General features: G+C 42.6%; 8 protein-coding genes, 1 tRNA gene and 6 pseudogenes. 11 read left to right on the top strand and 4 right to left on the bottom strand.

Annotation, left to right across the window (positions count from 1 at the left end):
• Window positions 1–361 precede the first annotated feature (361 nt).
• A protein-coding gene (locus AAY47_RS20290; protein WP_161803416.1) for an IS5 family transposase occupies window positions 362–1,122 on the top strand; the annotation gives its coding sequence in 2 pieces (ribosomal slippage) (window positions 362–584 and window positions 584–1,122; 762 coding nt in all).
• 3 nt (window positions 1,123–1,125) lie between these two features.
• Window positions 1,126–1,392: pseudogene (locus AAY47_RS02065) on the top strand (DNA methyltransferase); the annotation flags it as partial.
• 302 nt (window positions 1,393–1,694) lie between these two features.
• Here the strand turns inward: AAY47_RS02065 and AAY47_RS21155 are convergent.
• Window positions 1,695–2,090, bottom strand: a pseudogene (locus tag AAY47_RS21155) (recombinase family protein); the annotation flags it as partial.
• Between the two features lies 1 nt (window position 2,091).
• Window positions 2,092–2,325 (bottom strand): hypothetical protein, encoded by a 234-nt coding sequence (locus tag AAY47_RS20280; RefSeq protein ID WP_084727025.1) that lies wholly within the window; start codon window positions 2,323–2,325, stop codon window positions 2,092–2,094.
• On the opposite strand from AAY47_RS20280, the pseudogene AAY47_RS02055 reads away from it, so the two are divergent.
• The 4 genes and pseudogenes from AAY47_RS02055 (at window position 2,324) to AAY47_RS02035 (ending at window position 5,739) form a co-directional block, all read left to right on the top strand.
• Window positions 2,324–3,288: pseudogene (locus AAY47_RS02055) on the top strand (ISAs1 family transposase). The gene AAY47_RS20280 and the pseudogene AAY47_RS02055 sit on opposite strands and share 2 nt — an antisense overlap.
• A 99-nt stretch (window positions 3,289–3,387) precedes the next feature.
• On the top strand, window positions 3,388–3,711 hold the full coding sequence (locus AAY47_RS02050; protein ID WP_047766588.1) for an IS630 transposase-related protein: 324 nt from the start codon (window positions 3,388–3,390) through the stop codon (window positions 3,709–3,711).
• 135 nt (window positions 3,712–3,846) lie between these two features.
• A pseudogene (locus AAY47_RS21150) lies at window positions 3,847–4,658 on the top strand (IS5 family transposase).
• 82 nt (window positions 4,659–4,740) lie between these two features.
• Window positions 4,741–5,739 (top strand): ISAs1 family transposase, encoded by a 999-nt coding sequence (locus tag AAY47_RS02035; RefSeq protein WP_200897716.1) that lies wholly within the window; start codon window positions 4,741–4,743, stop codon window positions 5,737–5,739.
• Window positions 5,740–6,027: 288 nt separating this feature from the next.
• On the opposite strand, the gene AAY47_RS02030 is transcribed toward AAY47_RS02035, so the two are convergent.
• A tRNA-Asn gene (locus tag AAY47_RS02030) sits at window positions 6,028–6,103 on the bottom strand.
• Between the two features lie 140 nt (window positions 6,104–6,243).
• Window positions 6,244–6,753: a YlaC family protein gene (locus AAY47_RS02025; protein WP_047766587.1), complete on the bottom strand. Its 510-nt coding sequence runs from the start codon at window positions 6,751–6,753 to the stop codon at window positions 6,244–6,246.
• Between the two features lie 508 nt (window positions 6,754–7,261).
• Here AAY47_RS02025 and cspE point away from each other — a divergent pair.
• The 5 genes and pseudogenes from cspE to AAY47_RS22540 form a co-directional block, all read left to right on the top strand.
• Window positions 7,262–7,474, top strand: a complete 213-nt coding sequence (gene cspE / locus AAY47_RS02020) for a transcription antiterminator/RNA stability regulator CspE (protein WP_047766586.1) — start codon at window positions 7,262–7,264, stop codon at window positions 7,472–7,474.
• Window positions 7,475–8,290: 816 nt separating this feature from the next.
• Window positions 8,291–8,667: pseudogene (locus AAY47_RS02015) on the top strand (MgtC/SapB family protein); the annotation flags it as partial.
• 81 nt (window positions 8,668–8,748) lie between these two features.
• The gene (gene tnpA / locus AAY47_RS02010; protein WP_047766585.1) at window positions 8,749–9,177 is read left to right on the top strand and encodes an IS200/IS605 family transposase; all 429 of its coding nucleotides are present in this window, start codon (window positions 8,749–8,751) and stop codon (window positions 9,175–9,177) included.
• Window positions 9,174–9,446, top strand: coding sequence for a cation-transporting P-type ATPase (locus AAY47_RS02005; RefSeq protein WP_047766584.1), 273 nt, complete (start codon window positions 9,174–9,176; stop codon window positions 9,444–9,446). The genes tnpA and AAY47_RS02005 overlap by 4 nt, the downstream gene beginning before the upstream one ends.
• Window positions 9,447–9,489: 43 nt before the next feature.
• A pseudogene (locus tag AAY47_RS22540) lies at window positions 9,490–9,922 on the top strand (ISAs1 family transposase); the annotation flags it as partial.

Genomic DNA, 9,922 nt, shown 5'->3' with positions numbered 1-9,922 from the left:
AGGGACAAAAACTCATTTACTTCGTTTATAACGATATTGCACTTAATATGTGAATCCAAGTTTGTTTTTTATAAATCTGTAAATTTATCTTCCTGTAATTTATGTATTATAATTTTCACTATATAGAGAAACATGAATTTCAACTAGTTTTTATTTTAATTGAAATAATAAACAAAAGTGACATTCTGTTATCAGACAACTGTCTGAAGTGCTAATTGGTTGTGTGTTACATGGCTAGAATTATCATAAATATAATATTTAGCCTATTGTTAGGGTCTGTTGACGTTTTGCGAGGGATTATTAGACAGCATGATGATTTGGTATAATTACTTTCGCTAAAAAACAACCAGACCTCACCATCATTCTGCGAACTATGTTAACCGATCTTGCTTGGAATAAGCTATCTGCATTTATGCAACACACGGGTTGGGTTTATAACAAACCTGAACACCGTTTGACCTTGGAAGGCATTCTTTATCACATGAGAACGGGTATCCCCTGGCGCGATTTACCGGACGAATTTGGCAAATGGAATCGCGTCTTTTCACGTTCTAACTCCGGGTCAAAGAAAGAAATTTTTCGGGTTATTTCAAATGGTTATCTAGAATTGCTGATAAGGAATGGCTGTTTATTGATGGCACTATCGTTCGGGCTCACCAACACAGTGCGGGCGCTGCGTCAGATGACGATGAAGCCATTGGCAAAAGCCGTGGTGGATCTTCAACCAAGCTCCATTTAGCCGTAGACAATGGTGGGTTGCCTGTTCATTTTGAACTTTCAGGTGGTCAGGTTCACGATAGTGTTCACGCAGAAAGCCTTGTCGTTGCATCTCCCTCCTCCGAAGCAGTTATCGCTGACAAAGGGTATGACAGCCAGCGTTTCAGGATGTTTATTGAACAGCGAGGAGCCACTCCGGTGATCCCTTATCGCAAAAATAGTCGAAAATCTGACCAACGCATTGATGAATGTTTATACGAGCCTCGTCACTTGGTGGAAAACGCCTTTGCCAGAATCAAACATTTTCGAGCCATAGCAACAAGATACGATAAACTTGAGCGGAATTATGCCAGCATGGTGTCACTGGCATTTATCATTGTCTGGTTGCCGATGTGGGTTGATTGAATTATGACCTTAAAACATCAACAGACCCTAGTCAACGACGACTCTCTGAAATTTATCAAAACCCTGCCGGATAACTGCATCGACCTGATCGCCACTGACCCGCCCTACTTTCGCGTAAAAGATTGTCGCTGGGATAACCAGTGGTCAGATGCTACGGCTTACCTTGCGTGGCTGGATGAACTGCTTGCCGAATTCTGGCGGGTATTAAAACTGAACGGAAGCCTGTATATGTTTTGTGGTTCACGTCTGGCCTCTGATACCGAACTGCTGTAGCGTGGTGACCAATTTTGCACTATTTGGCGGTATATTCTGCACTATTCTAAGTGAAAATTACCGCCCCATAATGCACAGTGCAGAATAAAACGCCTGATTAAAAAATGTCATCATTAGCCTCACGGCCTACAGGCAGGTATTTGTAAATAATGGGATGGATGTCCCATTTAAGCGGCATCAGTGTGCCAAAATGAAAGTGTATTCAACACAGCCAATTAATAACGGGAGCGTCCACCATGAAGGGGCGTCCATGTATGTCATGCAAGCGCTTATAGCGCATCGAAATGATAAGAGCCTGGTCAGCGAATTCCATCAGGGACAGGGGCGACGGCCTCAACTAAAGTCCGGATGTATGGCTGCAATCTTAACCTGGTTCTGGTCATGACAAACGATTGTTTAGCAAACAAGGGGCGTCCATGTATGCTTGACAGTGAAATATTAAACGCATTGGCGATCTCACGCCGTGTTTTTCCCTGACTCAACAATTGGATCGCCTGCTGATATTTATCTTCCGGCAGTGCCACCGGACGTCCGCCAATTCGCCCCTATGCCCGTGCTGCGGCTAATCCAGCATTCGTGCGTTCAATAATCAGTTCCCGTTCCATTTCCGCCAATGCACTCATCACATAAAAGAAAAACCGGCCCATTGGTGAGCTGGTATCAATACTATCGGTCAGGCTTTGAAAGTGGATGCCGTCATTGCTTATCGGAGTAGACAAACAGCGGCTTACCGTGATGCTTCATGGCATGGCGATACGCCGAGGCCACGGCAATCGTGCTTTCGGATAAATCCAGCGACCAGCCCAGGGCAAACGGGTCTAAATTGACCAACGGAATTAACTGAGTGCATTCGGTACATAGAAATAGGATTGATAGCTGTTTGTGATTTATAATCAGCATCCTGTCAATGATAACCGTAGAAACTGCCATGCAAGCAACTACCCTCAGCAAGGCCTTTGGGCACCTCACTGATCCGCGTGTTAGCCGAACGAAACAGTATGCCCTCATCGATATTCTGACCATCTCGATTTGTGCCGTGATCTGTGGTTGTGAAGGCTTCAATGCGATTGAAGAGTACGGTAAATCCAAAGAAGATTGATTTCGGCAATTTCTGGATCTTCCCAATGGCATACCCAGCCATGATACCTTTCACGATGTGATAAACCGGCTTGATCCCCAAGAATTTGGGCTCGCTTTTACCCAATGGGTGAACAGCTTAGCCAAAATATCCGATGACATTATCGCGTTGGATGGCAAAACCTTGCGGGGAACGCTCGACAAAGCCAATGGCGTTCCCGCTCTCCACCTGGTCAGCGCCTGGTCAGTCGCGAATCAACTCTGCTTTGGTCAGGTGAAAGTCTCGGATAAATCGAACGAAATCACCGCGATCCCAAAACTGCTGGCCTTGCTGGATATTGAAGGGTCTACCATCACAATTGACGCGATGGGCTGCCAGTACAAAATCGCTGACCAGATTGTCGAGAACCAGGCCGATTAGGTGCTGGCGTTAAAAGGCAACCAGGGCGAATTTCACGACGATATCAAACTCTTTTTTGGCGTGAAGAGCAGGGAAAACCCGCGAGTTATGAAAGACGTGACTATATCACCAGTCACCGTGATAAGTCGGCCGACTTTATCGCGTGTGCAATACGCAGTCATTGGCACATTGAAACGAAGCCGCACTGGCAGTTGGACGTCAGTTTTGGTGAAGACAGCCAACGCCTGAGAAGTGGTCATGCCGCTGAAAACATAGCATTAATGAATAAAATAGCCCTTAACCTACTGAAAAATGAGAAAACAGTTAAGGTGGGTGTGAAAACCAAGCGTCAGAAAGCAGGCTGGGATAATAGCTATATGCTGAAAGTCCTCACGGTGGGTTTTACGTCAGTATAATTTAGACCCGCTTGCCCTGGCGACCAGCCCACCACATATAGCTAAATCATACTAATATGGCATAATATCCAGATCCAATATGACAAGGCATAAAGTGAAATGGGTTACAGTTTAGATTTTCGAAAAAGAGTCCTAGCATACAAAGATAAACATTCGTTGACTTTCGAGCAAACGAGTACCCATTTTGAGATTGCTATTCGTACCCTGTTCCGGTGGAGCCATAAAATAGAACCTTGCATGACGCGTGATAAGCCTCCCATGAAAATTCCTGATGAGGTGCTTATCGCGGATATCCAAAAATTTCCCGACGATTATCAGTGGGAAAGAGCAAAACGTTTAGGTGTCTCGCAGTCGGCTATTCATTACGCCTTGAAACGACTTCGGCTCACGCATAAAAAAAACGCTAGAACACCCTCGCGCTGACCCTCAGGCTCGTCAAGCGTTAACTGCAACTCATCCAGTGGGTGTACAGTCTGAGAGCCTATTCAGAATCTTTTTTGAATGTCATTGTTTTTCATGTATCCTGCCCGCCAAAATAAGATGAGTGTCTATATCTATATGATTAATATTATAAAAATCTATACGAGTGATATTAATCGAGAAGCCTTTCAGGAAATTGAGCCTTTATTACTCAGCAATAGAAAACGCCCCCGGCCTCGGACAGTTGATGTCTATGAGGTATTTTGCGCGTTGCTGTATATCCTCAAGAGTGGCTGCCAGTGGGGTATGCTTCCCCGTGATTTCCCCAGCAAAAGTACTGTGTACTATTATTTCAAACTTTGGAAAGAGAAGCCGTCAGAAATGGAGCCAAGCCTGCTGGAGCAGGCTTTAAAAAAATGCAGTTGGCGAGGTCCGCATCAGCCATGGTCGGAGCGCCAGCACTACTTTCATGATAGTTGATGCGCAAAGTGTGAAAAACACGGATACGGCGCGTGAGAAAGGCTATGATGCTGGTAAGAAAATCTCCGGTATCAAACGTCATATCGCGGTATACAGTCAGGGATTACCTCATGCAATTGCTGTCACAACGGCGAATGTGACCGACAGGGGATGGCGCTGTAGAAGTATTGGTGCCCCATCAGACTAATTTAGGGCAGTTAAAGAGCCTTTTAGCTGATGGGGGTTATAGTGGTGATAAATTTGCATTATAAATCAATCTATTATGTGGAGCTGACGTACAAATTGCCAAGCGCAATGAACTCCATACTTTTGCAGTCATCCCTAAACGTTGGGTGGTTGAACGTTCGTTTGGTTGGCTGGAAAAATGCCGACGGTTATGGAAGAACCGTGAAAGGTATTTGAATACCCGCCTCCAGTTCGTCAATTTAGCATTTCTTGTCTTGCTATTGCGTAGAAAAAATACTGAATAAGTTCTGAGTTACCGGGGTATTGATCAGGGGTTACGCATGAAAATATTGAGTGGATAATTCCTTCATTTTGAGAGGGGTGCAGATGAAAGAATTAGTGGAGGTCTTTTCTGATTTTCCAGAACCACGTTGTCAGGGAAAGGTTAAACACCGTTTTATTGATATCTTAGTGAGCGCCGTATGCGCTGTCATTGCCGGGGCTAATGCCTGGACCGATATTGAACAGTACGGCCAGCTAAAAAAAGATTGGCTGGGTTCATTTCTTCCGCTCAAAGGCGGTATTCCTTCACATGATACTTTCCGTCGCTGTTTCAGTTTATTAAATCCCGCTCTCTTTGAACGTCATTTTTATCAGTGGGTTTCTCGTGACGTCTCTTCAGAAAAGCGGGGGATCATTGCGATTGATGGTAAAAGTTTACGCCATTCGTTTGATAAGAAAATTGAACAAAGCCCACTACATGTGGTGAGTGCATTCTCGGTTGAGAAAGGACTCAGCTTATGTCAGTGTGCAGTAGACGGAAAATCAAACGAAATTAAGGCTATCCCGGTATTATTATCGATGCTTTCATTGAAAGGACATCTCGTGACGATGGATGCGATGGGCTGCCAACGCACGATTGCTCAGCAATTACGCGAGAGTGAAGCTGATTATATTTTGTCGCTTAAAGGCAATCAGGGGAAAACTTTTTCGGAAGCTGTTAACTATTTTCAACAACCACAGATAACCCGAAAACCTTACCTTAAACCTGACTATGATGAATTCGATGATAGTCACGGACGTACCGTCAGACGACGCGGGTGGGTTCTGCCGCTGACCTCAGAAACAAAATACTTAAGTTCTTGGCCAGATATTCAGGCTCTTCTGGTAACGGAAACGATACGACAAGAACGCTATTCTGACACAGTGGCCTCTGATTTTCGTTATTATTTAAGCCGTTGTCATGATTCTCCCGCCTTTCAACTAGGTGCCATAAGACAACATGGGGCTATCGAAAATAGTTTACACTGGGTACTGGATGTCACTTTTAGAGAAGATGATGCACGGATGAGAGAGCGGACCGCCACAAGAGTATTTGCCCAATGACGTAAAATGGTGCTCAATATTGTTAAACGAGATACCAACAGTAAACTGAGTTTGAGTGCTCGAAGGAAATCGGCCGGGTGGGATAATAGCTAAATGGAAGCGCTGCTATTTAATCAATTTTAGCCCACCAACATTTCATGCGTAACCCCTGGTCTTAGTAATGGGAAATAAAAAATCAGGATGAAAAAAAACGGCTCCCCGATTGGGAAGCCGCTTGAAAAGGCTTAGGCTAAATTACCTTTCTCAACCTTAATATCCCGCCGACTTATCTGGCGAGATATTTGAATCTGGCTCCTCCAGCTGGACTCGAACCAGCGACATACGGATTAACAGTCCGCCGTTCTACCGACTGAACTATGGAGGAATCGGGTTGTTCTTGAGAACGGGGCGAATACTAGCGATGAACTGGAATAGTGTCAACGAAAAAATTCTTTTTTCTTACTGTTTGCTCATCATATAAACTTATTGGTTTATAATTGTACTATTTTATTGAATTTATTAGATTTATGCATTTTTATTAACCATGTTAATAGATGGGGCATAGGGTGATTGTTCCGAACAAGCGAGCATAAACACATCATAAAAACAAACCTCCTGTTTCTTCTGCATGATATGCTTGATGTCATCTTTGATTATATTTGGCACTTGGGGATGAGTAAGTATCTTATTGATCGCTTTCTTAGAAACTTGCTCGTTAACAAACCATTCACCGTTATAGCATACCCGTAAATCAAGTACGTCAATATCTTCGAAATGATAGACTGGCTTGATATCAAATAGCAAAACGCCTGCCATAGCAATAAAGGCTAGAGTAAATGCAAAAAGAGACCCGGTGCCGAAATAGGGTGCGTACCACATGAGCATAGCAAGAAAAGCATAGGCAATGACCATCGCCAGACACAAGTAGGGATGATGGCGAATAAAAGTGCTGTTGAAATGTACTTTACCATCACGATGCTCTGTAAGATTGATCCGCTCAAGATCCTGAATCAATATCTGTTGTATGATTTTCATAATACTAACCCACTCACTTTGTAGAAATTGTGTCGTAAAAAATGCTGTAAAAATCGTGATCGAATTGAAAGTTATGGCATTTTCAAGGTTAGCATGTCCTGAACCGATATCTGTATAGCAATTGCTTTAATTTATTTGGCAAATTGTTATTGTTGGCAAGCAATATCTTGTATTTTTCGTGCTAAGAAAAAGTTGAATAAATCAAATAAAATTATAAAAAAACCTGTTTATTATATTATTCTGTTCTAATATTGAGCGCCTGAGTTTTTTTTAAAACGATAATACATAAAAAGGTTGATATTCGTGTGCGGTCATGCGTTAATGCGTTTGGCCTGATTAACAGACCTACTTTATGTACGACATATTGAGTTAATGCGTTATGTGTAAGTGCTATCCCTCTGGTAGCCTTTGTTGACCGTTTCCTTCTTAGTGCCTCCATAAGTAATAGCTGATACTGGCCAACACATGCCCGAGGTGGCGAGTTTTTTTTGATATATAGGAAAGTCAAATGTCTGACAAAATGAAAGGTCAAGTGAAGTGGTTCAACGAATCTAAAGGCTTTGGTTTCATCACTCCAGCTGATGGTAGCAAAGACGTATTCGTACATTTCTCTGCCATTCAAGGTAACGGTTTCAAAACCTTAACAGAAGGCCAGAACGTAGAATTCACCATTGAAAATGGTGCCAAAGGCCCAGCAGCAGCAAACGTGACTGCTATCTAATTTCTGCCTTTATGCCTTATTTAAGCTCGCCAGCGCAAATGCCGTGGCGGGCTTTTTGTTTTCCTGCACCTGTGTTTTCTATACCATAAAATTTATTTCACGAATCTCACTTTATATGTTCAATCCTAAAATTTCCGCGATTTATTTGTTTAGTTGATAAAAAATCACATAATGAAAGTAACTTAGGGGAAAAACAGAAAGCCATTGCTGTCTTGTAGAACAATCTGCTTGTTTAAGGCCTTTACTTGTTAATTTTAACTGTTTATACTCCCCCGAAAATCCTATTGGAGAACAATTAATTGGACAGTCAAAGTTTTTGGTTAAATAAAAAAATAATCTGGTAAGCTGTTCATATCCTTTCGATTTGCTGCTTACCTGTGAATGGTGGGCGGTGCTACTTTAACTTCATGAGTTGTACCCACCTGAAGAAAAATCATCCGATATTAAGGATCTACTGAATTGGAATTCTTAGTAAGGTATTAACTGAAGGTATATCGGGGTATAATGATGTGGCCATATATTCTCTCCTTATTCCCTCCGGGAACATACGAATAATCGATTAAAAACTCGTTGTCAGAGTATTCTATGTACGATGAAGAGATGATCTCTTCAGGTTATTTTTTGCGTATTAGTTTTAAACGAATTAAAAAACGCAACCAATAAAAAACTCAACAAATAAAATTAAATGAGCTAGCCGCTATGTACATGATTTTCTGCACCTGACAGATTTCAAGTTTGCGCTAATCAATTAAGTTCACAATCAACAACTTGAGGGACTTAGAGTATCTTTATCCATTTGATGTTATGGAGAATGCCATGTTGTTAACATCTATTGCAATGCATTTACTGTCTGCGCTGTGTTTTGGGGCCTTGATTGGAGCTGAACGCCAATGGCGCCAACGTATGGCGGGGTTAAGAACCAACGCCTTGGTATCAACAAGTGCTGCACTTTTCATGGTTACTGCAATGAGCGCCTCTGAGGGAAATCCTGATCGTATTGCTGCACAAATTATCTCTGGAGTTGGTTTTCTTGGTGCTGGTGTGATTATGCGTCAGGGAATGAGCATCCGTGGTTTAAATACAGCAGCGACATTATGGTGTTCAGCGGGAATAGGGTAATTATGTGGTATGGTATGGGACTGTACTGGGCAGCAGGGATTGCTACAGCACTTATTCTCTGTGCGAACATTTTATTCTTCCATATGAAAGGTTAAAACCACCGACTTTAGTCGGTCAGCTTTAGCTGCAATACTGTGTTGTACCGGAGGTGTAATATGGATTACAGATACGGCAGCCACACAGTATTTCAGATTGAATATCATTTTGTGTGGGTAACAAAATATAGGTACAAAGTGCTGATAGGTGAAGTGGCTACACGGGTACGGGAGTTAGTCCGTCAGACATGTGAAACGTTTGAAATCAGGATATTAAAGGGCGGAGTGAGCAAAGACCATATTCGCATACTGGTGAGTAGCCCCCCGACATTAACGCCCTCAGAAATCATGAGGAAACTGAAGGGAAGGACAACGAGTAAGTTGTTTGAAGAGTTTCCGCATCTGAAAAAACGATACTGGGGTCAACATTTTTGGAGTAGAAGCTATTTTTGTGCCACGGTGGGCCAATTAACGGATGAGATGATAAAGGCCTCTCTGGAGCATCATTTTGAACCGAATCCGGATGATAATTTCAGAATGGACGATTGACGCGTCGTTTAGCCAAGGAAAAAGAATTTATCGGCGCGAGACGAGCTAATCAAAGCCTTGAACATATTCTTACTGATCTCAACGGCAGTACATTAGCTTTAACCGATGATGATGCCATAGAACGATTAGGACAGTATGGTATTAATGGAGTTGCACATGAAAAAACACCTCATGCCTTGATGCAACTTATTACCGCTTTCCACAATCCATTTATCTATCAGGGCGAGAGCGTGAACTTTTTGTTAAAAAATTTCAGGTTTGACGAATAAGAAAAAATATAATTTCATACTTCTTTTTTCGGGAAGTATTCTTATGAGAATCGATGCTTTTTCTCAGTATTTTAGTACATTAACAGACCCCCGCCAGTCGTCTAAGATCAATTATCCTTTGTTTGATGTCCTTTTTTTGTCGATTACAGCCATCATCGCCGGTGCAGAAGGATGGGAAGATATTGAAGATTTCGGCGAAACGTACCTGGACTGGTATCAAGAAAAACCCTTTTTCCTAATGGAATACCGGGACATGATGCTATCGCTCGCCTGATTTCTCGGCTCAATCCCGTTGAGTTTCAGCACTGTTTTATTCATTGGGTTCAATGGGTTAACGAACGCTCAGAAGGGAAAATTATCGCCATTGACGGAAAAACGTTGCGGGGAACTTATGATGGCAAGAATCGGCAGTCGATGTTCCACATGGTGAGTGCGTTTGCCACCCAGAACGGCGTAGTGATGGGACAACTGAAGAC

Origin of the sequence: Xenorhabdus griffiniae, assembly GCF_001028135.1 — a bacterium.
Classification (GTDB): Bacteria; Pseudomonadota; Gammaproteobacteria; order Enterobacterales; family Enterobacteriaceae; genus Xenorhabdus; species Xenorhabdus bakwenae.
Note: the sequence above shows the minus strand (reverse complement) of the source record. Positions and strands in the feature narration are given on the sequence as shown.

What these genes read in the sequence shown, in the direction of transcription:
- AAY47_RS20280 (WP_084727025.1), bottom strand. Translation starts at nt 2,325, where the DNA reads ATGGCAGTTTCTACGGTTATCATTGACAGGATGCTGATTATAAATCAC.
- AAY47_RS02050 (WP_047766588.1), top strand. Translation starts at nt 3,388, where the DNA reads ATGGGTTACAGTTTAGATTTTCGAAAAAGAGTCCTAGCATACAAAGAT.
- AAY47_RS02025 (WP_047766587.1), bottom strand. Translation starts at nt 6,753, where the DNA reads ATGAAAATCATACAACAGATATTGATTCAGGATCTTGAGCGGATCAAT.
- cspE (WP_047766586.1), top strand. Translation starts at nt 7,262, where the DNA reads ATGTCTGACAAAATGAAAGGTCAAGTGAAGTGGTTCAACGAATCTAAA.
- AAY47_RS02035 (WP_200897716.1), top strand. Translation starts at nt 4,741, where the DNA reads ATGAAAGAATTAGTGGAGGTCTTTTCTGATTTTCCAGAACCACGTTGT.
- tnpA (WP_047766585.1), top strand. Translation starts at nt 8,749, where the DNA reads ATGGATTACAGATACGGCAGCCACACAGTATTTCAGATTGAATATCAT.